Origin of the sequence: Bacillus sp. LLTC93 (genome assembly GCF_002993125.1) — a bacterium.
Lineage (GTDB): Bacteria > Bacillota > Bacilli > Bacillales > Bacillaceae > Bacillus > Bacillus zhangzhouensis.
Map to the genome: position 1 here is coordinate 271,079 of NZ_PVME01000002.1, position 25,326 is coordinate 296,404.

A 25,326-nucleotide genomic window follows, 5' to 3' on the forward strand; every position below is an offset into this window, starting at 1 on the left:
TTGTATCCCGTTATAATGACGTTGAGAGGATGTGGAAGACTTTGTCGTACACCATATATTTAGTTGAAGATGAACAAAACTTAAATGAACTATTAACCAAATATTTAGAAAGTGAAAATTGGAATGTCTCCTCTTTTTTAACCGGAGAAGCGGCACGTGAGGCAATGAACAATCCGCCGCATCTATGGATCTTAGATATCATGCTGCCTGATACAGACGGCTACACACTCATTAAAGAAATCAAGGCCGCGTCACCTGACGTACCGGTTATTTTCATTTCAGCACGTGATGCAGATATTGATCGTGTCCTCGGCTTAGAGCTAGGGAGCAGTGATTATATTGCGAAACCATTTCTTCCGCGTGAACTGATTATCCGGGTGCAAAAACTGCTGGAGCTTGTGTATAAAAACAGCGGTACCCCGCAGCAGCAAAGTATCACTCCCGTTTCCTCCTATGTTATTCATGAGGATGTAAGAGAGGTGTATGAAGGGGATCAGCTCATTAACTTAACTTCTAAGGAATTTGATTTGCTGCTCTTATTTACACATCATCAAGGACATGCTTTTTCACGAGAAGATATACTCGTCAAGATTTGGGGACACGATTACTTCGGGACAGATCGTGTTGTCGATGACCTTGTCAGACGGCTGCGCAAAAAAATGCCTGACTTAAAAGTCGAGACCATCTATGGATTTGGCTATAGGATGCTAAAGGGATGAAGAACAAACCACTCGCTTTTCAAATTTGGGTCGTGATCTCCGGTATTTTGCTAACGATTTCGATTGTCCTGATCATTTTATTTTCAAACACATTACGCAATTTCTTCACGAATGAAATTTATAAAAATATTGAAAATGAACAGCAAGTGCTAACAGAATACCCGTTGAACCGAGACGGCTCGCCAAAGTCGACTCCAGAAAATCGCTCGGTTCAGCACATTCTGATCCCGTCTGATGAATTAAACCAGATGGCGCAGTTTTTCCCGCATGCGTTTATTGAGAAGGTCCAATCCTTTGTGAAAAAGCAAAAAAGCGCAACAAAACGCTATTCTGAAGAGGTCAATGGCCAGCATATCTTTTTTGTGATCAAAAAGGTATCAACAGGCAATACACAATATATTCTCCTGTCCTATGCACCAGATTCTTATCGAGACGACTTGTCCTTTACGCTGTTTAAACAGCTGATATTTATCTTAGGCACCGTTATTTTACTGAGCTGGATTCCATCTATTTGGCTTGCACGCTACTTATCGCGTCCGATCGTTGCGTTTGAAAAGCACGTGAAGCGGATTGCACAAGAGGACTGGGACGACCCTGTGATCGTTGACCGGCAAGATGAGATCGGCAAGCTCGGTCACACCATTGAAGAAATGAGGCAAAAACTCATTCAAAAGGATGAAACGGAACGAACACTTTTGCAAAATATATCACATGACTTAAAGACACCTGTCATGGTCATCCGCGGCTATACGCAGTCCATTAAAGATGGTATTTTTCCCAAAGGAGATCTTGAACAAACGGTAGAAGTCATCGAAGGTGAAGCGGAAAAGCTTGAGAAGAAAATCAAGGATTTGCTGTACTTAACAAAGCTTGATTATTTATCAAAACAACACCCTGCACATTCTTCCTTCCTCGTGAGTAATACGATGCTGGAAGTGGTCGACCGAATACGCTGGTCGAAAAATGAATTGCAGTGGAACGTGGACTTAGATGATGAGGCTACACTTGAAGGCGATCCAGAACAATGGAGCAAATTATTTGAAAATGTACTAGAAAATCAACTTCGCTACGCGAAAAGTAAAATTGATATTCATATGAAGCAGGAAGAGGAACAAGTCCGCATTGTCATTCGGAATGACGGTCCTCCAATTGAAGAACATATGCTATCCAACCTATACGAACCTTTTAGTAAGGGAAAAAAGGGCGAATTCGGTATTGGATTAAGCATTGTCAAAAGAATCCTTTCAATGCATCAAGCGTCCATATCTATTGAAAATGATGATCTAGGTGTACGTTATACGATCACTGTTCCAAAGAAGAGACTGTAGGTTTTTGACCGCAGTCTTTTTTTAGATGAATGAATACCCATTGAAATCACGGTATGTGGCTTTGATCTTCTTGCCAGCTTGATACATCCATTTCTTTTCAATTGTGGTTTCTTTCGGCATTTTGACTTTTTCTACTTGAATCCCTTTTGTTCGCAAGCGTCTAATCATATCATCGATTTCTCTCATAGAACATCATCCTTTCACATATTTTGACCAGTTGGTCACCTTACTTTATAATATAAAGAATTACACTGTAAAAAACAAGTTACAATCTGATTAATTTTTGAAAACTTTCGTCGTTTATGACCGATAAGTCACATCTCTTTGCGTACGTTCCCTAAGACATTTGTCTCTCGGTAAGAAAGGATGACATCCATATTGAAAAAGAAAGAAAAAATGATTATTGAGGCCGGCATGAAATTATTTGCCAGTAAAGGCTACAATACAACGTCTGTTCAGGAAATTGCGGATGATTGCCATATATCAAAGGGTGCTTTTTACCTTTATTTTAAATCAAAGGAAGCACTGCTCATTTCGATCTTGCATTACTATTACGATAAGGTATTTACCCGCATTCACGAGGTTCAAACAGAGGGCGGCACACCAAAAGAAGCCTATCGTAAACAGCTCACTGTCTATTACGATAATATTTTGCAGCAAAAAGATTTTATTAAAATGCAGCTGAGCGATAGAGCGCTTCCATTGAATGAAGAAACGCAGCAGCTCGCGAAACAAATTAGGCTTGCGACCATCCAGCTTCACATTGATAACATTAAACAGGTGTATGGAGACGCTGCTATTCCTTATATGGCTGATCTTTGTTTGACGATAGAGGGCATGAGTCACGTTTATTTTGAGCTTGCGATTTTATATGATTTTCAGCTAGAGGCTGAGGAGCTTGCCACAACCATGATTCACCGTATTGATGATTTGATGGGCGGCATGATGAAGAGAAACGATGTTCCGCTCATTTCCGTAGATCAAGCGAGTGATTGGTTTGGTCCTATTTATGAACGGTCATTCGACCCGCTGACAGAATCTCTGTTAAAAGAATTAAGAGAGCTTGCAGAAGAACACTATGAAGTGAAAGACGAGCCTGATTTATTTGAAGCGCTTGGCATTTTAGAAAATGAGTTCAACAAACAAAAGCCAAGACAAGTTATCGTCAAAGGCATGCTGTATCAACTGAAATTGCACGTGCCGCTTCAAGCCATCTCTGAATCACTTTTGCGCATTTTGAAAGAGGATCACTTGTAAAACCCAGGGCAGCCCCTGGGTTTATTGTTGTGATAAATAATTAAAATCCTTTTCTGTCAGTGCAGGAAGTTTGTTGGCTTGAACTCTTTTTAGTAGGTTATCTACATATCTTTGAATGGCAAGCATGTCACAAGGAAAATCAAATTCAAATTCTTCTTCCACTGATATTGTGTCCATACAATACGAACAATTCGGCTTAGAGCCAAGCATATCATTATTGAAACTTAAAACATCTTCATATGTTTCTTCTGACAGGTCAAAATGAGAGATCAAAAATACATCAATATGATTACCATCCTGCGACCGCCTTTGATCAAGATATAACAAAAAGGCCGACTCTTTAGAGTCGTGCGAGATCACTTGAAAAAATTCTACATCACGTGTACGTAACCATCTGATAAATCTTGTTTTTAACGTTCTCAACAAACATTCACCTCTATATTTTTGTTCAAATAAAAACCAGGGGCAGCCGCCCCTGGTTCCTTATTTTGCTTTCGGTGTCACCATTTCTTCTGGTTTGACAAACTGTTCAAACTGCTCTTCTGTTAAGAGCTCTAATTGAAGTGCTGCTTCTTTTAATGTTAATCCTTCTTTGTGCGCAAGTTTGGCTATTTTCGCTGCATTTTCATACCCGATGTGCGGGTTAAGTGCCGTCACAAGCATCAATGAATTATTCAGGTTTTTCTCGATTGTTTCTAGGTTTGGTTCGATTCCAATTGCACATTTGTCATGGAATGAGTTCATACCGTCAGCAAGTAACTCAACTGATTGCAGGAAGTTATAGATGATGACCGGCTTAAATACATTAAGCTCAAAGTTTCCTTGGCTTGCTGCAAAACCGATTGTTGCATCATTTCCCATGATTTGCGCTGCAACCATTGTTAAAGCTTCACTTTGGGTTGGGTTGACTTTTCCTGGCATAATAGAGCTTCCTGGCTCATTTTCAGGAATGATTAATTCGCCAATTCCGCAGCGAGGACCACTTGCAAGCCATCTCACATCATTGGCAATTTTCATTAAATCAGCCGCAAGTGCTTTTAAGGCACCGTGTGCATACGTAATTTCATCATGGCTTGTTAGCGCATGGAATTTATTTGGTGAAGAATTGAATGTTTGACCTGTCAGCTGGCTGATTTCTTCAGCGACATATTTACCAAACTCAGGATGTGCGTTAATCCCTGTACCAACAGCGGTTCCGCCAATCGCAAGCTCTCTCATTTTCTCAGTTGATTCTAGAATCATTTCTTTCGAACGATCCAGCATGTAAACCCAGCCGCTAATTTCTTGACCAACTGTAAGTGGTGTTGCATCTTGCAGGTGCGTACGACCGATTTTGACGATCTCTTGATACGCCTTTGCTTTCTCATCAAGAGTTGCTCTTAACTGATCAATCGCAGGTACTAATTTTTTGTACACAGCTAAAACAGCTGCTACGTGCATAGCAGTTGGGAATGTATCATTTGAGCTTTGGCTGCGGTTTACGTCATCATTCGGATGAATGCTGAATTCACTATTTTTATCCTTCAAGTAAGCAGTTGCTCTATTTGCAACGACTTCGTTCATGTTCATGTTACTTTGCGTTCCACTACCTGTCTGCCAAACAACAAGCGGGAAATGCTCGTCATACTTTCCGCTGATGATGTCATCACATACAGCAGCAATCGCTTCTGCTTTTTCACTTTCAAGGTTGCCAAGACGTTCGTTGGCAATCGCTGTGCTACGTTTCAAAATTGCAAACGCATTCACAACTTCCTTTGGCATTTTCTCAGAACCGATTTTGAAATTTTCTTTGCTTCGTTGTGTTTGTGCACCCCAGAACTTGTCCTTTGGCACCTTGATTTCGCCCATTGTGTCTTTTTCGATTCTAAATTCCGTCATTATGTATCCCTCCATAGCTTCATCACTCAACTCTATTCTATACAAAAAACGAAAATCCTTTAAGCGTTTTCAATTAAAATTTTATCTTTATTTTAATTTTAGTTCAATATAAACGCGAACATCTTTCGAATATTTGTATTTTGGGTTCGTTTTTCCGTAATCCTTTGACGTATACGTCACCTCGTAATGCTTGTCAAACGACTGTAGAATACGGTCAATCTCCTCTTTTGTTCCTGCTAAACGAATTTGTGCCATCTTGTTTCCTCCAAAACCCTCATTCTTTCTTTTACCACAAAATAATGTAACACAGAATATTGTTTTTTCAAGCAGGTAATGCTAAGAAAAAGATGTTAAGGCGGGTGATCCTTTTGAATCAAACTCCATTGAAAGAGCACTTATACGATAATCTCTCCGTCATTCTCCCGCAGTTAAAGGATATGGACGATTTGATCCATGAGAAAAAAACGTTACCTCACGGACAGGTTGTTTATTATTTATACATTAAAGAAATGAACGAAACCATGCACATTCAAACCTTCTTAAAGCTGCTGCTGCAAGATCATACCTCTCTGACAAAAGAGAAGATGGAATCCAATTTATCGATGATGACAACCCGTACGGTGAAGACATTTGAAGAAATAATCGATGCGATTTTTCAAGGACATTGTGTGGTACTGATTAACGGATTTCAACATGCTTATATTTTAGAGACGAAGGGAACGAAGAAACGCAGTTTAGGGGATTCTACATCTGAAACAGTCGTAAGAGGGCCAAAAGTTGGCTTCATTGAAGATTTAAACACGAACTTGGCTCTCGTGCGACAGCGCTTGAAAAACCCTGACCTCAAAACAGTTAACATGAAGATCGGGGAAAAGAAATACACCCAAGTGACCATCATGTACATTGACGGTATCGTTGAAACCTCTGTTTTAAAAGAGGTAAAAAAACGGCTCAAACAAGTCACCATTGATGATATACAAGACTCTGGTGTTCTTGAGGAGCTCATTGAAGACAATGTGTATTCTCCTTTTCCGCAAATTCAAAACACAGAACGGCCTGATAAAGTCGCCTCTGCTTTGAACAATGGGCGAGTCGCCATTTTTGTCGATCATTCGCCTTTTATATTAATTGTGCCTGCTTCCCTTGCGACGATTATGCAATCACCTGATGATTATTATGAAAGATGGATCGCCGCCTCTCTTATTCGTTTGCTGCGATTTACCTCGATCTTTCTCACGCTGTTTTTATCAGCAATTTATATTGCTCTCGTGTCCTTCCATCAAGGGCTTCTGCCAACTACTTTGGCCATTTCGATCTCAAGCACAAGGGAGAATGTCCCCTTTCCACCTATTGTGGAGGCACTCATTATGGAGATGACCATTGAGCTATTACGGGAAGCTGGCTTAAGGCTGCCAAATCCACTTGGTCAAACGATCGGACTTGTGGGCGGAGTGGTCATTGGACAGGCTGCCGTACAAGCTCATATTGTGAGTTCGATCATGGTGATTATCGTGAGTGTTATTGCACTTGCATCCTTTACCGTTCCTCAATACGGGATGGGCATGTCATTCCGCGTGCTTCGCTTTGTATCCATGTTTACGGCGGCTGCATTTGGCTTATACGGGCTTGTGCTGTTCATGCTCGTACTACTTACACATTTGACTCGCCAAAAAAGCTTTGGCACACCGTACTTCTCGCCGGATTTTGTGTTCAGCTATAAAAACGAAGACAATTCCATCATTCGATTGCCTTTGAAAAATCAAAAGAAAGGAGAACGACATGGTCAATCATAAAGAGTCAATTACAAGCTATCAGGCAAGTGCCATTATTGCCAATACCACACTAGGCGCAAGTATGGTGATCATGCCAAGAGCGATGGCTCAGGCTGCATCTACACCTGACGGCTGGATTGCACTCTTACTGATGAGTTCCGTTTACATTGTGTTTATTTTTGTGAACGTGCTCATGATGAAAAAGGTTCCTTTCTCCTCTTACTATGATTATACGAAGGAAGGGCTTGGGAAATGGATTGGCTCTATTGCCAACCTGTTGATCATTATTTATTTTCTTGGCGTCGCCAGTTATGAAGTACGGGCCATGTCGGAAATGGTGAAGTTCTTCCTGCTTCAAAACACGCCAACAACTGTCACAATGCTTAGCTTTATTTTGGTCGGCTTTTATCTTGTAATTGGTGGGATTGGTGATTTTGCCAGGCTGTGTCCTTTTTTTCTCATCGTCACACTTATCATCTTATTTGTCGCCTATGGATTCAGTCTACAAGAGTTTAAGCTAGATAATCTCCGGCCCGTATTAGGAGAAGGCTTCTCCCCTGTCATGAAATCACTCAATGCGTCGGCAATATCTTTTGTAGGGATCGAGATGATGCTGTTTATGCCCGCATATATGAAAACTCAAAAACACACCTTTGCATACAGTACAGTCGGCTTTTTGATACCTTCGATCATTTATATCTTCACCTATGTGCTTGTCGTTGGTGCGCTCACTGTAAAAGAAACGGCGACGTTGACTTGGCCAACCATCGCTTTGTTTCAATCCTTTGATATCCAAGGTATTTTTATTGAACGATTTGAATCATTTTTACTGATCGTATGGCTTGTCCAGCTTTATACAAGCTTTGTTGGTTATACATTCTTTGCAGCAATCGGTGTCTCAAAACTAACCAAGCTTCCTAAAATAATGGTGCTCGCGCTGATGACAATTGTGATCTATTTTGCGGCCATTTTCCCAAAGGATGTCGATACAGTGCGAAATTATTTAATATATGTGAACAATCTATTTTTCCTTTTGTTCGGAATACTCCCCTTTCTCTTATTCGTTATTGTGGTTCTGAAAAGGAGGAGAAAATCAACATGAAAAAGAGAGCGGTCCTCACCCTCTTGCCCCTTATCTTGTTATGCGGCTGCTGGGACAGTACAAATATTGAAGAACTGAACATGGCCATCGGCTATGCACTTGACAAAGGTGATCATGATCATAAATTAAAGCTATCCTTGCAAGTACTCGTGCCTCAAAAAATTGACCAGCAAGCTAGTGTGAAAGACCCGACCAAAATCATTGAAACAAACGGTAATTCTGTACACCAAATCTTTCGATCCACTACGCTCAAAAGTCACCGCATTTTCGCACAGCAGCTGAGAATTTATCTGTTTTCTCAAGAGCTCATTAATGAAAACGATTTTGATTTGGTGATTAACCAATTTATTCGGGATAATGAAACTCGCAGAGGCAGCCTAGTATTCATGACCTCTGAAAAACCTGGTGAACTGCTTAAAATCAATGATGATGGGCAACCAGCATCATCGACCCTATATGATATTGCTCAGAACACAAAGTCATCTATTCAATTATTTCCCCCTGTATCTCTCGGGGATATTTCATCAGCCATGCAAAACAATGTATCATTTGCTATCCCAAGGGTCTCTCAAGACAAAGGAAAATTAATGATTGACGGAGCTTCTATTATTAAAAACAAACGCTTTTTAACGAATCTCTCTCTTCTCGATGTACAGGCCTATAATCTATTAACCGGTAAAGCAAAGGGTGGAGTAATTGAATTCAAAGACGATAAAAATAATATCTATTCATATGAGTTGTTTAAACTAAAGCAAAAGGTTCGAACAACTAAATCAGCCAGCGGAAGATATCAATTTGATGTGACGGTTGAGATAGAGGGAAGGTTGTCAGAGGATTGGAATAAGCGTGAAAATGCCTTTGATGAAAAATACCTGAGAAAGGTAGAGAAAATTGTTCAACAGAAGATAGAGAACAACGTGAAGAATTTCACCGAAGTATTACAGCACGAGTTCAAAGCAGATATTTGTGGATTTTATCAAAAAGCGAGTATTGCATACCCGAAGGACTTTCGAAAAGAAGCAAAGCATTGGGATGAGATTTTTAGTGAATCGGATATTCATTACAAGGCAAATGTGAAAATCCGTGACTTCGGGACTAAGGGCGCAACACAATCCTTATAGAGTATGTTAAAATGGTAAGAAAAAAAGGGTGTCAATCATGAAACGAGCTTTACTTTCGGCCGGCATTCTATTTTTGATTTTAGGAATACTTCTGTTAATCGTTGTATTCATGCAGTCAAAAGAAGATTTCTTCATTGAAGCCGACAGCTTTTCGAGCACATTATTGATCGTGATTTATTATGGACAAACCCCTGCGCTCCTTCTGATTGGAGGCGGATTATTCGTCGGACTTTCACAGATCATTGATTTGCAGGAGAAAAAAGCAGCAGTGGCAAAGGAGAGCGTAAAGCTATTATCCGAAATGAAGAAAACCCTGGAAGACAAATCGGCCGTGGAGCAGGAGGCTTTTCCAGTTCCTGAACTCCATCAACTATCCGAACGTCCGATCACAGGACAGAAGGACTAATTTTACGCATGTTCTAGCAGCTTTCATTTGAAAGCTGTTTTTTTATTGAATCAGCTTATGGCGATGTGCATACACAGCCGCTTGTGTGCGATCTTCTACATCGAGTTTTGAAAGAATGTTGGTAATATGCGTCTTCACCGTTTTAATTGTAATAAATAATTCCTCGGCAATGACCTTATTCGATTTCCCATCCGCAATCAGCTTCAATATTTCCATTTCCCTTGCTGTTAATGAATCGTGCAGGATTGACCCATTTGATGAATGACGGAGTTTATTCATGACCTTTCCAGCCACTTTTGATTCAAGTCTTGGTTCGCCGATACTCGCAGACCTAATAGCATCAGCAATTTCTCCTGCCTTGGATGTCTTTAATAAGTAGCTCAAAGCACCAGCTTCAATGACTGGATAGACTTTATCATCATCAATAAAGCTCGTCAGAACGATAATTTTGGCATCTTCGATTTCCTGACAAATTCTTTTCGTTGCTTCGATACCATCCATCCCTTCCATCACAAGATCCATTAAAATCACATCTGGCTTTAGTTCAACCGCTAGCTCTACACCTTTTTGTCCATCTGACGCTTCACCGATGACTTCAATATCAGCCTGTGCCTCTAAAAAGGCGGCAAGCCCCATTCTCACCATTTCGTGATCGTCGATTAAAAGCACTCGAATCATCGAACGTTCTCTCCTTTTCCTTCATCAAAAATGGGAACCTTCACATCAATTTGTGTTCCTTTTCCCTCAAATGACATAATCTCTGCGACACCGCCCACTTCACTTGTTCTTTCTCGAATCGATTCAAGTCCGTAGGAGGCCGTCGTCTTCACATGATCCGTTTGAAAACCAATACCGTTGTCGATAATCTTCAGCTGCACTTGCCGATTTCTAATGAGCAGTCGCACGGTTACCTTTGTCGCCTTTGCATGCCTAAACACATTTGAAAGGGCTTCTTGCACAATTCGGAATAGGTGATCTTCCACCCCTTTAGATAACGGGACATCATCTTCGATTTCCCAATCAATATCAATCGGCTGCTTTGCCTGGAATTCATTTAGCAGCTCAATCAAGCCTTTTTTCAAGTCTTTTCCTTCAAGCGTGATCGGCCTTAGATGCAGAAGTAGTGCGCGCATCTCATTTTGTGCATCGCCAGCCATTCGTTCGACAAGACGCATTTGCTTTAAAACCTTTTCGTCCTGTTCCTTCATTCCTTCAAGAATGGCAGAGGTCATCATGGAAATCGCAAATAACTGCTGGCTGACCGCATCATGTAGTTCACGTGCTAGACGCTGACGCTCTCCTGAAACAACCGATTTCTTCATTTGAACCTGCCATTCAGCCCGCTCATTTGAGAGCTTTTGTAAGGAGGCTACTTGCCCCTCAATCCGTTTCGCCATCTCATTTAATTGATCGGCCGCTAAGCCAATTTCATCATCACCTAGAGATGGCAGCCTATACGCAAAATTCCCATTTTCAAACTTCAAAATCGACTCCACAAGCTGATCCAGACGCTTCTTATGCTGGTAGCCAAACACATGGCCCGCTGAAACGCCAATGGCGAGACTAATGATGAGTAAAATACAAAAAAACGGGATGCCGAACCACCGCGTAGACAGCAGGATCATGGGGTCAAGCTGATAATATAAAAACATCGGCAGCGTCGTCATGATGACAACACCGAGCGAGATCCCTACTGCGAGACGAACCGATTGCCACTGGATGCCTAAGTGCAGTTTTTTCATAAGTACCTCACATCCACATCCCCAATCAGTAGAGAAATGGAGATTTTCACTTTTCGCTTACTCTCATCGTAATCATTGGTCATCACATAGACCTTACTGCCGAACCCGCTTCTTTTTTCATCAATGATTTTCATATCACCAATGGCAGCAGAAGCACTCACACATACTTCAATATCCTGCGGTACGTAAATATCTACATCTCCGATGAGTCCACTAATCACGATCGTGCTTTCTTCTTCCGCGATGATGGCCTTTGATAAGTCGATTTTGACATCACCAATAAAGCCTGAAATCGTCAAATCACTTAATTGAAACGGCTTTTTCATCAGCCTGACTTCACCGATAAAAAAGTCATGCTCTTTGTTTGGCTTTGTCTGGCTTTTTGTTTTCTTTTGGTCGCTCTTTTTTTCAAGATTGACTTTCAGTGAAGGTTTTTCCTTCTTTGATGATTCCTTTTTATCGACATCAAAAACGGGTTTGTTCTTCAATAATCGATAACCAGCATAGATCAAAAAGGCAGCAAATAAATATCCTGTTAAACTAAAAGTGATATTGAGCAGAAACTTCAAGAAGAGAAAGCCGGCAAAAATATAGGAAACTGAACCGAGCCAACGTTTGGATCGTGAGTGCAGCCAATAGCCAGCTAGAGCAAAAAACACAGGCCAAAACAAATCTGCTCCGATCCCAATAATTTTGAGAAATAGATTAATACCAAAAATCACAACAATGATGCCTAAGATTTGATTTCTTGAAAAACGCAGTTGACTCGCCTCCTTCCTCTCTCACGTTCATTACCGTAGTTTTAAGTTGCCACTTGTCATTTCAATATCGACTAAGTGCGTTCCTTTTCCTCTCGTGCCCATAAAGCCTCGTCCTTCATTATCGACCTGATCAAAGTTGTAAGAATGATCGATACTTCCAGTCGTTTTCCTTGTTTGAACCTTGAAGTCCCCTTCATCTGGTAAGTTAAACTTCGCACTGCCAGATGTCATTTGAAAGGAGACAGGTGCATCAATTGTATCAAAGCTGGCAGTCAACCTACCGCTTGTCATACCCAATTGCAGCTGCCCTTTGACATTTTTAATATCCGCACGACCTGATGTTGTACTGATATCACTATCCTCGGCATCGATATGAGATACCGCCAATCTGCCGGATGTGGTATTGATTTCAACACGCTTTGCTGAGAAGTTCTCAGCTGTCAGGCGTCCGCTCGTTGATTTGAGCGTCACATCTTGAAGAGACAGCTTCCCTTCGCCATCTACCTCACTCACACCACTTCCACCCGTAATCTTCACATTTTTATGATAATCTGTTGGAATCTTCACTAAGAGTTCTCCCTTTTCAAAGCGAGAGAAAAACAAGAATCCTTTATTTTCAGCACGGATTTTGAATGTACCGCCTGTTTGCTCCGCATACATCTTTCCTTTTCCATTGACAACAGACACGGAAATATCAGAACGATTCTCAGGCACCACCTTCACGCGAAATAGAGAAAGAGAGATATCCAATTGATCAACCTCATCTTTTTTCGCTGAAGCTGTTGTCACCGCTTTTTCACGGGAGAAACTCAAATGAAAGAGATCTCCATTTTTGAAAAGCATCCCAATCATTAAAAGAACTCCTACAAGTATACAAATTAGACCGATTAACCGCTTCATTCATATCATCCCTTTATCTTTTGACCTTTTTATTATAAGGAAAAGCGAACCAGAAAGAAATCAAATATCGGAAGAAAAAACCTACTTTTCTTCCGACTTGACACATATTCCTTATTTTGCTTGCTGCTGTTCAGGCTTCTTCTCCAACTTGAGCTTCTGCCATTCTTTTTCAACCTCATCGGCATAATCTAGATGAGCATATGCACCTTGCTCTGTAAATTGTGCATAGCTGCCTGCTTTTGTCTCCATTTCTTCTATACGATTCTCCATTCGAAGAAATTCCTTATATGCACTTTCACTGTCTACTTTATTAATGGATTCGTTCATATGCTGCTTTGCTTGTGCGGCATTGGCTCTTGCAATGAGCGCTTGCTTCTTGTCTTTAATATCACGCAGCTTCGTTTCTAAATGCTGCAATTGTTCTTTCAGCTCTTTCAATTGTTTCACAGATTGCTGGTAGGCATCCTGATACTCCTTATGCTTATCTTCAAAATACTTCATTTCAGTGAGCGCTTTTCGTGCAAGCTCTTCCTCTCCCGCATGAAATGCCAGCTCAGCCTGCTTCTTTCGCTTATCAGCAAATGCTTCTGTCTCACTTGCTTGACGCAGGAAGCCTTGCTGAATTGTTTGTTGTTTGATGATCGCATGTTTCGCTTTGGCAATATCGTCCTCCATATCACGAACGTATTGATTCAGCATCACACGTGGATTCTCCAATTTATCTAAGCCTTCATTGACGGTTGCAACAAACATATCTCTTACTCTTCTTAATACCATTTGATATTCCTCCCTTTATTTTTTCTTTAAAAAATCTTCCCATTCTTGATCAAATGACGTGTTGATGGGTTCTTCCATGTGCGGTGCCGTGTTTGGCTCCCTATATGATCTGCCTGATGATTCTTTAGCAGATTCACCATTTAGCATCGTCCAGCCAAAATAGAGAAGTGCTCCAGCAAATGCGATTCCGAGTAAAAATGGCAGAGATTGCACGACGAGTAGCACACCGATGACAGCTAAAATGACGCCTGTGGTTTTACTGCCTTTATCATATTTTTTTACACCTACATAGATGAGCCACGCCCCAATTAGAGTTGGGATCAGCCCTCCGAGTGAACCACCAAAGAAGATGGATAAACCAACAAACATAAGAATCGAACCGATGATTGTTTTACCTGTTATTTTCATCTTCATGCCTCCTTTCTTGCTCCTTGCTTTTACTATAGTCAAAAAAGAAAGCCAGCAAAACGTGTCGCAGATTGATCTTTGATTGCGACCAGAGTCGTAACTATGCTCAGACTTGCCTTTGAATCTAATTAAAAAAGCACTCAGCTTGTAGAGAAGCTTTTTTACAAGTTGAAAGTAGTTAACGACCTTAAATAGATTCATTTTACGTTCACTGTAAGCCCTGGTAACAAGGAACTTAAAGATGCCCCATCGATTCTGTTGAAATGACTCTTCTCAAAGGGATCTAAGCTATGTTCTATAGCATATTTATGAAGATTTTGATGTTTGAATCATATTTTTCACTATCCCATTTTATTGATTGATCATAAGCATCGTCTTTCACTATTTCTATCTCTTGAGGGTGCTAATCGTATGATAAAATACAGGGGGAATTACTATATAAAAAATACGTAAAGAGGAAGCAGGTGCAGTACATTGACAGATGGAGATAAATTAGCCAACCTATTTGCTAGAGGTTCTTTTGACATACAAGATGTTTATCGTTTAGTCATCCAGCCTAATAGTACATTACGTGAGTTTAAGGCGGAAAATCATGGCTTTCTTTTTACCATTCGTGGGGAAGCTAGAATGAGTGTCAATGGAATGGCCTACGAGCTGCAACCAGGTTCAGTATTACATGTAACGCCAAAGAGTCAGCTTGCCTTGCAAGTTATCGGCCAGTCAGAGTACGAGTACCATTCACTTTTCTATAGCTTGGACCGTGATAAGGCATCTGAATGTAATAAACCTTTTAAGCTAGAACCGGGAGCAAATCCGAGAGTAATAGAATTGCTGACCATGCTCCATCAGAATGTTCATACACCTGGCGGAATGGGAAAGCTTCGTGTCAAAGAGTTATCTCTACGCATCATGTATCAAGTTCTGATGGGCTGTAAGCAGCGAGATAGAGATAGCTCTCCAAACAAAAGGGTCATTGAGGAAGCCGTTGCTTACATTAGAGGGCAATATATGAATCCATTGACACTCCATGATCTAGCTGAATTGTATGATATGAATCCAAAAAGCTTCTCATACTTTTTTCACAAATATACCGGACTTCACCCAATTGACTATGTGATCCAGTATCGTATGGAAAGAGCGCGTGAAATACTTAAGGCAGGAAACATTCCAATCCGCGATGTTGCTGTGACTGTCGGCTACCCCAACCCGCTATATTTTAGCAGAGTATTTAAAAAGAAATTTGGTGTGTCTCCCAGCGCATACATCTCAAAATTAGATCATCATCTGTAGGAGCCTTATATTTCACCTCAAAACGTTGTTTTCTACAATCAATGCAGCCTAACTCATTCGTTCAACCTTGATTGGAATCATCCCCTTCTGCGACGGTTAACCAAAGGACTTTATTGGAGCCCCATCCTTCTACGGAGCGAACAGCATGAATGCCTCAGCCATTGAAGTCCATCAGGTTCACCATTATTCAGTCAGACCAGATTAGATAATAATGCATGTTATATTCGTCATTTGTGTATTCGCATTTCATGAGGTCCTTGCTATACTATCTATTGATAATGATTATCATTTTCAATTGTTGCAGAGTGATATACACAGTGCTCTGCAACAGCAAGGAGGTGAAGACTTGACTGAAAAAAGACAGCTTTGCATCGGGTTGTCCCTGTCAACAACCTGGTTGAAAGGGACAGGTTGGCAGCAGCCTGACAGCATGGTAGAACACTTATACTCGAGCAACTTTTACGTCATGCTAGCGAAGAGAGCGGAAAAGGCTAAACTTGACTTTCTTTTTAAGCCTGATGCGTTGCTTCTCAACACAGAGGTATTGGATCAATCGCCTGGCTTTGGGGGCCTTGATCCAATCGTTTTGCTTGCCTCGATTGCTAGTGAGACGGATCGAATCGGACTCGTGACAACTGCCTCAACTACGTTCAATCCGCCCTATGTGGTGGCTAGACAGCTTCAGTCTTTGCATTGGATCAGTAACGGACGTGCTGGCTGGAATATTGTCACTTCTATCGACGGTGCCGATAATTTCAGTAATGCACCCATGCCGTCGTCAGAAGAGCGGTATGCGAAAGCGATGGAATTTACGGATGTTGTACGCAAGCTTTGGGAGAGTTATCCGTATGAGGCATTGCTCATCAACCGAACAACGGGACAATTTGCCGACAAGGAGAAGATTTCCCCCATTCATCATGACGGTGATTTCTTCAATATTAAGGGACCGCTCAATTTGCCGACCCATAAGTCGGGATCGATCCCCTTGTTTCAGGCTGGTGCTTCGGAAACGGGACGAAATTTTGCCGCTTCGACTGCGGATGCTATTTTTGCAGCGACCCCTGATATCACCTCAGGCATCGAATTACGGCAAGACCTAAGAATGCGAGCAAGAAGGCATGGCCGCCAGCCAGATGCGGTTCGTGTTCTGCCCGGTTTGTATTTCTTCTTAGGAAAGACGCGTGACGAGGCGCGTGAATTATATCGGAAGGCGCATACCCATCTGAGCACTGCACATCGCTATGCATCGATTCAATCGATTCTCGGTCTCGATATTAGTCACCTGCCCTTGGATCAACCCGTTACTGCCGATTTGCTGCAAGGGATCAATCATCCGGTACGTAGTCAGACACATGCTGATTTGCTGCGCAGTCTGATTGTACAACAGCAGCCTACTGTAAAAGAGCTGCTATTCAGGCCGGAGGTCATCGGATCGGCGCATTGGGTGGTCGTGGGAACGGTTGAAGATGCACAAAGAGAAATTACTACGTGGTTTGAAGCGGGTGCAATGGACGGATTCATTGCTCTTCCGGGCTCGGTACAATCACTGGAATTATTTTTTGACGAGTTGGTACCTATGCTCACCCAACATGGCTTGTATAGGAGCGAATATACAGGCAATACCTTGCGTGAGCATATGGGGATTAAATAACGACAATATACGATTTGAGAGGAGTACTGGAAAGATGAATAAAAAGTTAATACTCATGGTCTTGATTACATTATTCATGCTTGTTATGGCTGCATGCGGAGGAGGAGACAAATCGAAGCAATCAAACACAGCCTCGGGAAGCAACACGGAAGAAAATTCAGACACAAGAACAGTAGAATACCTTGGAGAAAAGTATACCGTCCCGAAAAAGGTCGAAAAGATTGTCATTACTGGGGCGATGGAAGCCATGGAAGATGCGGTTGTCCTTGATGTTCATCCTACAGGAGCAATATCTGTAGGAGGGAAGTTTCCAGAAATATTTGCTTCAATAACAAACAATTCGGAATCAATCGGTGAGAAACAGCAGCCGAATTTTGAGAAAATAATGAAATTGAAGCCTGACGTTATTTTAGGCTCCTCCAAGTTTCAACAAGTGGTGCAGGATAAATTAGAGAAAATTGCTCCGACAATTTTGATATCCCATATTGCGACCAATTGGGAGGCCAATTTAGAGCTAATGGGAGAATTAACAGGGAAACAGGCTGAAGCAGATAAAATCCTTGCACAATACAAAACAGATATCAAAGCTGTAAAGGCATCGTTAAAAGAGAAACTCCAAGGGAAAAAAATAGCCGCAATTCGAATTCGGGGAGCACAAGCCTTCGTATACCCGGAGGATGTTTACTTTAATCCGATCTTGTATAACGAGTTGGGTCTGGAGGTCCCTCAACAGATTAGTCTGGCAAAAACGCAAGAAGCAATCTCTGTCGAGCAGTTGGGGGAAATGAATCCGGATTATTTATTTGTACAATTTTCTACGAATGAAAATCAAGAGGCACAAAATGCATTTGATGACCTGAAAAGGAATCCCGTTATCCAAAATATAACGGCCTTTAAAAAGGAACAGGTCTATGTCAACGTAGTTGATCCGCTTTTGGAGGGTGGACCTGCTTACAGCCGAATCAAGTTTTTGAAAAGCTTGCAGCAGCACCTAGATAAGTAATGGATGAGAGCGGAAATGCTTCAGTTGTTGAGCAAGAGATGGATTCAAATCTTTTGGCTTGGCCTTCTTTTTAGTAAGAACATCCTCATATCGGTTTTTTATGGATTGAAATCAATCAGCGATGGAGCTGTGTAGCAGTCACTTGTTCAATTCGATTCGGGGAAAAAAATCATTTCATTATTCATTGATATTAGATGGAAATGATCAGGAAGACGATTTTCTTCTCCAGCTACACGGCTTATCTGCAATTTTAAAAAAAGAAAATAAATGAAGTCAAAAGAAGTGAGGCGAAATGTACGATGAATGACAAGGAAATATATGATGTAACGATTGTTGGCGGTGGCCCTGCTGGATTGTTTTCCGCCTTTTATAGCGGCTTGCGTGAAATGAAAACAAAACTGATTGAATTCCAGCCATTCCTTGGCGGGAAGGTCCATGTTTATCCGGAAAAGATGATCTGGGATATAGGAGGCTTGACGCCTGTTCCAGGCTCGCAACTGATCGAACAAATTGTCGCCCAAGGAATGACATTCCACCCGAAGGTTGTTCTTGGAGAAAAGGTCACCTCCATTTCTAAAGATGAAGCAGGCAACTATGTTCTACATACGGCCACCAACCAAACACATTGCTCCAAGACCGTCATTTTGGCTGTTGGAGGAGGAATTCTCAAGCCGATTAAATTGGACATCGAGGGAGCAGAACGATTCGAGGTCAGAAATTTGCATTATACGGTCAAATCGCTTGCACGCTTTAAAGAGAAGACTGTGTTGATCTCAGGTGGCGGTAATTCAGCCATTGACTGGGCGAATGAGCTGGAGCCGATTGCCAAGCAGGTATATTTGACCTATCGGAAGGATGCCCTGAAAGGACATGAAGCCGAAATATCGCGCCTTAGAAACAGCTCTGTCCAATGCCTGCTTCATACATCGATTGAAAAGCTAGTCGCGGCGGCAGATCATGAGCGGATCGAAACGGTCGTGCTGAAAAATAATAAGGACGAGGCCTTATTTGAGCTGGCCGTAGATGAGGTCATTATCAATCATGGCTACGAGCGAGACAAAGAATTGCTGGCGAACAGTGCGATTCAGCTGGAACAGAAGGATTACTGGATCGCCGGAACTCCGAGGAGTGAAACGTCGATTCAGGGCATTTATGCAGCAGGTGATATTTTGCATCATGAAGGAAAATTACATTTGATTGCAGGAGCATTTCAAGATGCCGCGAATGCGGTGAACCAAGCAAAACAATATGTGATGCCTGATGCCAGCGCGCATGGGATGGTTTCCTCGCACAATGACTTGTTTGTTCAAAAAAACAGGGAGCTAATGAAGCATTTGTATACGAAATAAATGGCAGTGCGAATTTGAGCAAGGGTTAGACAATGAATAGCAAGCTCGATCGCTTCTAAGCATACAGAGGGAAAGGGATGTCTGAAAAGTTATTTCTCGATTTCAAATTCTCTACTACGTTTCATATGAGACAGTACTTACTTATATCGTCATAATCTTATATGTGACGCTCATTAAGTCCATGGAATACACACTCAAACAATCACATTTCGTTGATTTTTATTTAGGTCATCGTATCAAGGAAAAGTCACAATATAATGAATAAAGCTGTCGAGATTTTCTCGACAGCCTCTGTACGCAACTGCGATAGTGTCTACACACTGCGAAACACGTCTGCACTTCGTTCATATTCAACATCAGCTTCATCGAGCCGATGATTGACAATACGTGCTGCTGCAAACAAATAGTCAGAAAGCCGGTTCACATATGTGAGCGTAACTGCTGGAATCTCCTCTTGTTTCGCCAGCGTCACAATATGCCGCTCTGCTCTTCTGACGACTGTCCGCGCCACATGTAAGAAAGCAGCGCCTTCCTGGCCACCCGGTAAAATAAACTTGGTGAGCGGTGAGGCTTCCTCTACATATACATCCATTCTTTGCTCAAGGATTGCCACCGATTCTTCTGTTAATTTGCCTTCTTTACGTGGTTTCACCGCTGCTAAATCACCGCCGCAGTCAAACAGCTCATGCTGAATGACGATCAGCTCTGACAAAATATCTTGAAACAATTCGCCATGCTGTCGTAAGTTTGCATGCGCAAGTCCAATGAAGCTATTCGCCTCATCTAACGTACCGTACGCTTCTACTCTTATGTCATCTTTATCGGCTCTCCCGCCAATCAAGCCTGTTTGGCCTTGATCCCCGGTTTTTGTATAAAGTTTCATCGGTTTCCCCCTTGTTCATTACTTTGTCCTCTTAGTATACCCTTGAAGTGGATAGGATGTATTTGTTTTTACTATGAAACACTGTGATTTTCATGTTCTGTCGATTAGAATACGAAACGATGACTGAAACGCAAAAAAGTGAACGAGTCAGTTCACTTTTTAATTGCAGCCAATGTATGAAGAAGCCGGTGCACTTTCTTTCGTAATCTTTCGAGTAAAATCACATCAGGTTCCTTCTCTTTCGCATAGGCAGAAGCGATACAAAGATGATGGATGGGGATGCTCGTCTTTTGTTGAATGTTCTGCATAAGCTGGCCCATCAGCTGAATAGACGCTCCATCTGATAAAGACCCTTTCAGCACAAGCCAAACAGTCAGCTCTTCTTGCTGACGCATCCCGTAAAGAACCATATCCTCTTCATTGTCTTCTGCGGCGTATTGCTTTGGTCCGTCAGATTGGCCGAGAAACAAGCTGTCCTCACAACCATCTAGCATTTCATGAAGGGTCTCATTTCCCGTTACGAGTGATCTTTTCCAAAAGAAGCCTCCGCTTTTCTCATGTGAAGAAAGTATACGAAGCGGCTGTTTGATGGAAAACGTCATTCCTTTTGAGCCATGTGCTCTCCAGCCATCCGCTAACTTCACACTTGATGCTTTAGAAGTGGCAGCAGGTTCAATCATCAGCTGTGGGTTTGCTCGCAGTGGATGCTGAAGCGGTGTAACACTTGTTTCATACACACGGTTGATCCGCTCTGTCGTCAAGACATGATGCGGTTGTCCTAACATTTCAGCCTTTCCTTCATGGAGCAACAGAAGCCGATCGCAATAAAGACTGGCGATGTTTACATCATGAAACACACCAACCACCGTTAATCTAGAGGAAGTGGTCTCTTCTTTAATTAAATCAAGCAATTCTTTTTGATAGGCTAAATCAAGAAAACTTGTTGGTTCATCCAGTAATAAATATTCAGGCTGCTGAGCTAACGCCTGGGCCAAATACACACGCTGCTGTTCTCCCCCACTTAACTCATGGATGGATTGATTCTTAAATTGAGCAACATCCGTTTGTTCCATCACTCTGCTTACGACCTGCACATCTTCTTTCGTGACAGATTGCAGCCATCCTTTTTGATAAGGATAACGCCCAAATTGAACAGTTTCTTCGACTGTAAACGAGAAGGCCTGCTCGGTTTTCTGCGGTAAAACAGCTAGTTTTTGCGCAAGCACCTTTGAGCGGTAGGATTGAATTGGATGACCGCTCAGACATACTTGACCGCTCTCTGGTGCTAAAATACCTGCTATCATTTTGAGCAAGGTCGTCTTGCCGCTCCCATTTGGTCCAAGTATACCGAGAAATTCTCCTTGCTTCACATTAAAACTGATGCCACGAATGACCTCTTTCTCACCATATCCACCTCTGACATCCTTCACTTGAATCATAGATGCGTTCCTCCTCTATATCTGCGAATGAGGATGATGCCAAATACAGGTGCACCAATTAACGCAGTAATGATGCCAATAGGCAATTCAGTCGGCTCAATGATGGTACGGGATAACACATCTGCTAAAACGAGAAAGGAAGCGCCATTCAGCATAGACAAAGGCAGCAGATGCCGATGATCCGTGATCGCTAAAAGACGGATAAAATGCGGGATCACAAGTCCCACAAATCCGATCGTTCCTGATACTGCTACCGCACTTCCAGTCAAAATTGAACCAGCAAGCAGAACCACATATTTGCTCCGTTTCACATGAACCCCTAATAGCTTTGCCTTTTCTTCGCCATATGTCATGACATTCAAATCTCGCCCCATCAACATGAGCGCAAAGGTACCAACGAGAAAGAAAGGGAGGAAAAGGGCGATATAACGCCAACCCCTCATGGACACACTGCCAAGAAGCCAATGAATAATCTCTTTTAGATCATCACCCGTTAAAGCGATCATTAATGAAATAAGCGCTCCCAAAAAAGAGCTAAAAATCACTCCTGTCAAGATTAAAGAGGAGATGCTCATCCCCCGATGAACAAGACGTGCAAAAAAGAGGACGAGACATAGTGTTACAAGCGCTGTTGTCATACTGAAAAAAGGCAGTGTAAAACTGCCCAACAAGGGGAGCTGCCAGCTAAAAAATAAAGTCGCAACGGCTCCAACAGATGCCCCTTGAGAAACCCCTAGCGTATAAGGATCAGCGAGAGGATTTTTTAATAAACCTTGAAAGGCTGCACCAGATAACGCCAGCGCTGCCCCGACTAATGCCGCTAATATCACTCTCGGCAGTCGGATGTTCATCATAATATTGCGATCAATGGTATCAATGGTTCCGACCTGGACACCAAATAGTTCATGAACAAATATACGAAGAATAGAAGGAATGGGAATCCCTAAACTGCCAAATGAGATTCCCATTCCAATGCTTACCACAAGAAGTAAAGCACTTAGTGTGTATGCGATGATATATTTATTTGAACGTGTCAGGATAAATGCTTTTCGCAAGAGCCTCGACTCCTTCAACCAATCGCGGTCCCGGTCTTGATGCGAGATCCGTATTCAATTGAAAGACTTGTTTTTCTTTGACTGCTTTGATCGTATTCCAGCCGTCTCTTTTTTTCAGATCAGTTAAGCTGGAACCATCAATTGTGACAATGACATCAGGATTTCGTTTGATAATCGATTCTTCCGTCATTTGCACCCAGCCAGTTTGGTCGGCCGCGGCATTTTTTGCATGAATGACAGAAAGCATTTCGTCCATAAATGTATGTTGACCTGTTGTATAGATTTCAGGAGCACCTGACACTTCAACAAAGACTGTTCTTTGTTTGTCTTTAGAGATCGCCTCTGCTTGTTTCTTGATGTTATTCAATTTTGCTTTCATCTCGTCTACAAGCTTTGTTGATGCTTCTTTTGCACCTGTTGCTTCACCGATCATATTGATCGATTTGTACACATCCTTAAAGGAAGTGGCATCATTTACAGTCAGCACTTGAATACCTGCATCTTCAAGCTGTTTAAATCCATCTTTTGATCCCATCTGTGATGCATGTGCTAATACAAGGTCAGGTTTTAATGAAATGACCTTCTCTACATTGAATTCAAGACCACCAATCTTCTCTACCTTTTCTACTTCCTTTGGATAATTGTCAAAATCTGATCGTCCGACGATTTTGTCTCCAAGACCAAGTGCATAGGCAACCTCTGTATTACTTGGAATTAAAGAAACAATTCGTTTGGGCTGTTCTTTGATTTCAACTGTTTTGCCAGCTGCATCTTTAATCGATACAGGAAATGCCGCAGCTGCTGTTTCTTTATTTTGTGAACCCGTTGATTTGTGATCTGTTTCAGCACCTGCACATCCTGCTAAAACACCCATCACTAGCAATAAAGATAGCCAAATGGCTGTTAACTTTTTCATGAATGAACCCCCTGCTTTATGTACTGCTTGACGAAATCTCTTTCGTCAATTCTTTTCTAATTTCGGGAATATTATACTACAGTGCAGATAGGTTGTATATGTGATTTCTAAAAGCGTCTTTTCTGACGTTATAAAAGAAAAACAGCCTCTAAAAAGACTGTTTTTCACTCTTCTAACGGTTGATTTGTTCCCCATTGATGACGACTTTCTGAAAAGAAGGAGAGACTGCATGCTCTAAAGAAAGTGGATACGTCACATCATCTATCACACAATCTTTCATTTTGAAATGTGTGACAGGGGAATGTGAGTATGCGGCTATTTTCACACCATATCGTCCGCCAATGCTTTTTAGTCCTTCTACTTCAATATGACGTACAACAGGACGGTGAGGACCAGCATCTCCTTCCTCATACATCATGTCGATACAGACAACTTCATGCTTTAAGCTTTTGACTGTATTGTTTTTAAAATAAATGTGTTCAATGGTACCGCCTCGGACAGAGTTGGTTTTAATGCGCAGTGCCCGGTCAAGGTTTGGACTATCCATTAAATTATCCTCTGCGTATACATACCTGACCCCGCCAGAGATCTCGCTCCCGATCGTCACTCCGCCGTGTCCATCACGCATTTCATTTCTACGAATGACAATATTTTCAGATGGGACCCCGATTCTACGTCCGTCCTCGTTTCTGCCAGATTTAATGGCAATACAATCATCTCCATTATCAAAATAACAATCTTCAATGAGCACATTCCGACAAGACTCTGGATTCACACCGTCTGTGTTTGGTCCATGCCCGATGATATTGACCCCGCGGACGATGACGTTTTCACTTAACACCGGATGAATTTGCCACATTGGTGAATCCTTTACTGTTACTCCTTCAATGAGAACTTGTTGACATTGGTATGGCTGTATAAAGCTCGATCTTAAATAATGACCTTCTCCAAAAACTCTTTCCTCCACCGGTATTCTCTTTTCAGCCATTTCAAACAGAAGCTGTCGATCTTGATCCTGAGAGGGCTGACCATTCGTTCCATACTTCCAAGGCCACCAATGATGCTCATCACCTCTCCCGTCAAGCGTTCCAGCTCCTGTAATGGCGATGTTTTCTGCATGGTGAGCATAAATGAGCGGAGAATAATTATAAAGCTCTATTCCTTCATATCTTGTCAGTACGAGTGGAAGGTAATCGCGTGGATCTTGGCTAAATGTCACATAGGCGTTCTCATGGAGATGAAGCTCTACATTGCTTTTCAATTCAAGAGCTCCTGTCAAAAACGTCCCTTCAGGAATCAGCACACGCCCCCCTTTCAAACGATGTGCATCGTCGATTGCAGACTGAATAGCATTTGTAGAAAGCTCAATCCCTTTTTCGTCTGCACCATAATGAATCACATTGAATTCACGATCGGGGAACATTGGCGCTTTTATCTGCTTTAACACATGATCCATACCGTTTACTACTTTGTCTTTCTTCCCTTGCTTTGCTAAACGTGCGAGTCCGATTCCTGTTAGTACCGTTCCTGCTGTGATATACATCAAATCCCGTTTTTTAGACATTTTCT

26 protein-coding genes are annotated in these 25,326 nt (G+C 41.9%); 11 read left to right on the plus strand and 15 right to left on the minus strand.

Going from position 1 to position 25,326, the window contains the following annotated elements:
• Positions 1–41 precede the first annotated feature (41 nt).
• Positions 42–719, plus strand: a complete 678-nt coding sequence (locus tag C6W18_RS06660) for a response regulator transcription factor (RefSeq protein ID WP_105926799.1) — start codon at positions 42–44, stop codon at positions 717–719.
• Positions 716–2,047, plus strand: a complete 1,332-nt coding sequence (locus C6W18_RS06665; protein WP_034316928.1) for a HAMP domain-containing sensor histidine kinase — start codon at positions 716–718, stop codon at positions 2,045–2,047. Before C6W18_RS06660 ends, C6W18_RS06665 begins: the two co-directional genes overlap by 4 nt.
• 21 nt (positions 2,048–2,068) lie before the next feature.
• On the opposite strand, the gene spxO is transcribed toward C6W18_RS06665, so the two are convergent.
• Positions 2,069–2,233 (minus strand): anti-adapter protein SpxO, encoded by a 165-nt coding sequence (gene spxO, locus C6W18_RS20020; RefSeq protein WP_003212782.1) that lies wholly within the window; start codon positions 2,231–2,233, stop codon positions 2,069–2,071.
• Between the two features lie 192 nt (positions 2,234–2,425).
• Between spxO and C6W18_RS06670 the strand changes: the two genes are divergently transcribed.
• The gene (locus tag C6W18_RS06670) at positions 2,426–3,304 is read left to right on the plus strand and encodes a TetR/AcrR family transcriptional regulator (RefSeq protein WP_105926801.1); all 879 of its coding nucleotides are present in this window, start codon (positions 2,426–2,428) and stop codon (positions 3,302–3,304) included.
• Positions 3,305–3,325: 21 nt separating this feature from the next.
• On the opposite strand, the gene C6W18_RS06675 is transcribed toward C6W18_RS06670, so the two are convergent.
• The 3 genes from C6W18_RS06675 to C6W18_RS06685 all read right to left on the minus strand — a co-directional run bounded on the left by C6W18_RS06675 (position 3,326) and on the right by C6W18_RS06685 (position 5,437).
• Positions 3,326–3,664 (minus strand): hypothetical protein, encoded by a 339-nt coding sequence (locus tag C6W18_RS06675; protein ID WP_034317442.1) that lies wholly within the window; start codon positions 3,662–3,664, stop codon positions 3,326–3,328.
• A gap of 123 nt (positions 3,665–3,787) precedes the next feature.
• Positions 3,788–5,182, minus strand: a complete 1,395-nt coding sequence (gene fumC / locus C6W18_RS06680) for a class II fumarate hydratase (protein ID WP_105926803.1) — start codon at positions 5,180–5,182, stop codon at positions 3,788–3,790.
• Between the two features lie 87 nt (positions 5,183–5,269).
• Positions 5,270–5,437, minus strand: a complete 168-nt coding sequence (locus C6W18_RS06685; protein WP_003213147.1) for a YvzF family protein — start codon at positions 5,435–5,437, stop codon at positions 5,270–5,272.
• 113 nt (positions 5,438–5,550) lie between these two features.
• Between C6W18_RS06685 and C6W18_RS06690 the strand changes: the two genes are divergently transcribed.
• From C6W18_RS06690 to C6W18_RS06705, 4 genes are read left to right on the plus strand one after another with little or no spacing between them, the layout of a single operon-like run.
• Entirely contained in the window at positions 5,551–6,975 is a 1,425-nt protein-coding gene (locus C6W18_RS06690) for a spore germination protein (RefSeq protein ID WP_105926805.1), read from the plus strand.
• Entirely contained in the window at positions 6,962–8,056 is a 1,095-nt protein-coding gene (locus C6W18_RS06695) for a GerAB/ArcD/ProY family transporter (protein ID WP_105926807.1), read from the plus strand. Before C6W18_RS06690 ends, C6W18_RS06695 begins: the two co-directional genes overlap by 14 nt.
• Complete coding sequence (locus tag C6W18_RS06700; RefSeq protein ID WP_034316917.1) at positions 8,053–9,177, plus strand: Ger(x)C family spore germination protein; 1,125 nt, start codon at positions 8,053–8,055, stop codon at positions 9,175–9,177. Before C6W18_RS06695 ends, C6W18_RS06700 begins: the two co-directional genes overlap by 4 nt.
• Positions 9,178–9,214: 37 nt before the next feature.
• Positions 9,215–9,583 (plus strand): hypothetical protein, encoded by a 369-nt coding sequence (locus tag C6W18_RS06705; RefSeq protein ID WP_034316915.1) that lies wholly within the window; start codon positions 9,215–9,217, stop codon positions 9,581–9,583.
• Positions 9,584–9,625: 42 nt separating this feature from the next.
• On the opposite strand, the gene liaR is transcribed toward C6W18_RS06705, so the two are convergent.
• The 6 genes from liaR to C6W18_RS06735 form a co-directional block, all read right to left on the minus strand.
• Entirely contained in the window at positions 9,626–10,261 is a 636-nt protein-coding gene (gene liaR / locus C6W18_RS06710; protein WP_024423423.1) for a two-component system response regulator LiaR, read from the minus strand.
• A complete protein-coding gene (gene liaS, locus C6W18_RS06715; RefSeq protein ID WP_034316911.1) occupies positions 10,258–11,325 on the minus strand; it encodes a two-component system sensor histidine kinase LiaS in 1,068 nt (355 codons plus the stop codon). Before liaS ends, liaR begins: the two co-directional genes overlap by 4 nt.
• The gene (liaF, locus tag C6W18_RS06720) at positions 11,322–12,086 is read right to left on the minus strand and encodes a cell wall-active antibiotics response protein LiaF (protein ID WP_223251669.1); all 765 of its coding nucleotides are present in this window, start codon (positions 12,084–12,086) and stop codon (positions 11,322–11,324) included. The genes liaS and liaF overlap by 4 nt, the downstream gene beginning before the upstream one ends.
• A gap of 30 nt (positions 12,087–12,116) precedes the next feature.
• Positions 12,117–12,986, minus strand: a complete 870-nt coding sequence (liaG, locus tag C6W18_RS06725) for a LiaG family protein (RefSeq protein WP_105926811.1) — start codon at positions 12,984–12,986, stop codon at positions 12,117–12,119.
• A gap of 111 nt (positions 12,987–13,097) precedes the next feature.
• On the minus strand, positions 13,098–13,763 hold the full coding sequence (gene liaH / locus C6W18_RS06730; protein ID WP_034316902.1) for a stress responsive protein LiaH: 666 nt from the start codon (positions 13,761–13,763) through the stop codon (positions 13,098–13,100).
• A gap of 15 nt (positions 13,764–13,778) precedes the next feature.
• Complete coding sequence (locus C6W18_RS06735) at positions 13,779–14,171, minus strand: V-type ATP synthase subunit I (protein WP_034316899.1); 393 nt, start codon at positions 14,169–14,171, stop codon at positions 13,779–13,781.
• A gap of 474 nt (positions 14,172–14,645) precedes the next feature.
• Here C6W18_RS06735 and C6W18_RS06740 point away from each other — a divergent pair, with 474 nt between their 5' ends.
• The 4 genes from C6W18_RS06740 (at position 14,646) to C6W18_RS06755 (ending at position 19,464) form a co-directional block, all read left to right on the plus strand.
• Positions 14,646–15,461 (plus strand): AraC family transcriptional regulator, encoded by an 816-nt coding sequence (locus tag C6W18_RS06740; protein WP_105926813.1) that lies wholly within the window; start codon positions 14,646–14,648, stop codon positions 15,459–15,461.
• Positions 15,462–15,807: 346 nt separating this feature from the next.
• Positions 15,808–17,112, plus strand: a complete 1,305-nt coding sequence (locus C6W18_RS06745) for an NtaA/DmoA family FMN-dependent monooxygenase (RefSeq protein ID WP_105926815.1) — start codon at positions 15,808–15,810, stop codon at positions 17,110–17,112.
• Positions 17,113–17,146: 34 nt separating this feature from the next.
• Positions 17,147–18,115 carry an ABC transporter substrate-binding protein gene (locus C6W18_RS06750; RefSeq protein WP_105926817.1) on the plus strand — a complete coding sequence of 323 codons (969 nt, stop codon included), beginning with the start codon at positions 17,147–17,149 and terminating at the stop codon, positions 18,113–18,115.
• A 299-nt stretch (positions 18,116–18,414) separates the two neighbouring features.
• Entirely contained in the window at positions 18,415–19,464 is a 1,050-nt protein-coding gene (locus C6W18_RS06755; RefSeq protein ID WP_105926819.1) for an NAD(P)/FAD-dependent oxidoreductase, read from the plus strand.
• A gap of 313 nt (positions 19,465–19,777) precedes the next feature.
• Here C6W18_RS06755 and C6W18_RS06760 read toward each other — a convergent pair whose 3' ends face one another.
• The 5 genes from C6W18_RS06760 to C6W18_RS06780 all read right to left on the minus strand — a co-directional run bounded on the left by C6W18_RS06760 (position 19,778) and on the right by C6W18_RS06780 (position 25,321).
• On the minus strand, positions 19,778–20,347 hold the full coding sequence (locus tag C6W18_RS06760; RefSeq protein ID WP_105926821.1) for a cob(I)yrinic acid a,c-diamide adenosyltransferase: 570 nt from the start codon (positions 20,345–20,347) through the stop codon (positions 19,778–19,780).
• 152 nt (positions 20,348–20,499) lie between these two features.
• Positions 20,500–21,786, minus strand: coding sequence for a heme ABC transporter ATP-binding protein (locus C6W18_RS06765; RefSeq protein ID WP_105926823.1), 1,287 nt, complete (start codon positions 21,784–21,786; stop codon positions 20,500–20,502).
• The gene (locus C6W18_RS06770; RefSeq protein WP_034316881.1) at positions 21,783–22,841 is read right to left on the minus strand and encodes a FecCD family ABC transporter permease; all 1,059 of its coding nucleotides are present in this window, start codon (positions 22,839–22,841) and stop codon (positions 21,783–21,785) included. The genes C6W18_RS06765 and C6W18_RS06770 overlap by 4 nt, the downstream gene beginning before the upstream one ends.
• On the minus strand, positions 22,807–23,757 hold the full coding sequence (locus C6W18_RS06775) for an ABC transporter substrate-binding protein (protein WP_105926825.1): 951 nt from the start codon (positions 23,755–23,757) through the stop codon (positions 22,807–22,809). The genes C6W18_RS06770 and C6W18_RS06775 overlap by 35 nt, the downstream gene beginning before the upstream one ends.
• A gap of 172 nt (positions 23,758–23,929) precedes the next feature.
• Complete coding sequence (locus tag C6W18_RS06780) at positions 23,930–25,321, minus strand: glycoside hydrolase family 28 protein (RefSeq protein ID WP_105926827.1); 1,392 nt, start codon at positions 25,319–25,321, stop codon at positions 23,930–23,932.
• Between the last annotated feature and the right edge of the window lie 5 nt (positions 25,322–25,326).

Excerpts from the sequence above, each read along its gene's own strand:
- C6W18_RS06775 (WP_105926825.1), bottom strand. The coding sequence starts at position 23,757 with ATGAAAAAGTTAACAGCCATTTGGCTATCTTTATTGCTAGTGATGGGT.
- C6W18_RS06695 (WP_105926807.1), top strand. The coding sequence starts at position 6,962 with ATGGTCAATCATAAAGAGTCAATTACAAGCTATCAGGCAAGTGCCATT.
- liaR (WP_024423423.1), bottom strand. The coding sequence starts at position 10,261 with ATGATTCGAGTGCTTTTAATCGACGATCACGAAATGGTGAGAATGGGG.
- C6W18_RS06755 (WP_105926819.1), top strand. The coding sequence starts at position 18,415 with ATGAATGACAAGGAAATATATGATGTAACGATTGTTGGCGGTGGCCCT.
- C6W18_RS06760 (WP_105926821.1), bottom strand. The coding sequence starts at position 20,347 with ATGAAACTTTATACAAAAACCGGGGATCAAGGCCAAACAGGCTTGATT.
- C6W18_RS06780 (WP_105926827.1), bottom strand. The coding sequence starts at position 25,321 with ATGTCTAAAAAACGGGATTTGATGTATATCACAGCAGGAACGGTACTA.
- liaH (WP_034316902.1), bottom strand. The coding sequence starts at position 13,763 with ATGGTATTAAGAAGAGTAAGAGATATGTTTGTTGCAACCGTCAATGAA.
- C6W18_RS06750 (WP_105926817.1), top strand. The coding sequence starts at position 17,147 with ATGAATAAAAAGTTAATACTCATGGTCTTGATTACATTATTCATGCTT.
- C6W18_RS06665 (WP_034316928.1), top strand. The coding sequence starts at position 716 with ATGAAGAACAAACCACTCGCTTTTCAAATTTGGGTCGTGATCTCCGGT.
- C6W18_RS06735 (WP_034316899.1), bottom strand. The coding sequence starts at position 14,171 with ATGAAAATAACAGGTAAAACAATCATCGGTTCGATTCTTATGTTTGTT.
- C6W18_RS06705 (WP_034316915.1), top strand. The coding sequence starts at position 9,215 with ATGAAACGAGCTTTACTTTCGGCCGGCATTCTATTTTTGATTTTAGGA.
- C6W18_RS06685 (WP_003213147.1), bottom strand. The coding sequence starts at position 5,437 with ATGGCACAAATTCGTTTAGCAGGAACAAAAGAGGAGATTGACCGTATT.
- spxO (WP_003212782.1), bottom strand. The coding sequence starts at position 2,233 with ATGAGAGAAATCGATGATATGATTAGACGCTTGCGAACAAAAGGGATT.
- C6W18_RS06765 (WP_105926823.1), bottom strand. The coding sequence starts at position 21,786 with ATGATTCAAGTGAAGGATGTCAGAGGTGGATATGGTGAGAAAGAGGTC.
- liaG (WP_105926811.1), bottom strand. The coding sequence starts at position 12,986 with ATGAAGCGGTTAATCGGTCTAATTTGTATACTTGTAGGAGTTCTTTTA.
- fumC (WP_105926803.1), bottom strand. The coding sequence starts at position 5,182 with ATGACGGAATTTAGAATCGAAAAAGACACAATGGGCGAAATCAAGGTG.
- C6W18_RS06700 (WP_034316917.1), top strand. The coding sequence starts at position 8,053 with ATGAAAAAGAGAGCGGTCCTCACCCTCTTGCCCCTTATCTTGTTATGC.
- liaS (WP_034316911.1), bottom strand. The coding sequence starts at position 11,325 with ATGAAAAAACTGCACTTAGGCATCCAGTGGCAATCGGTTCGTCTCGCA.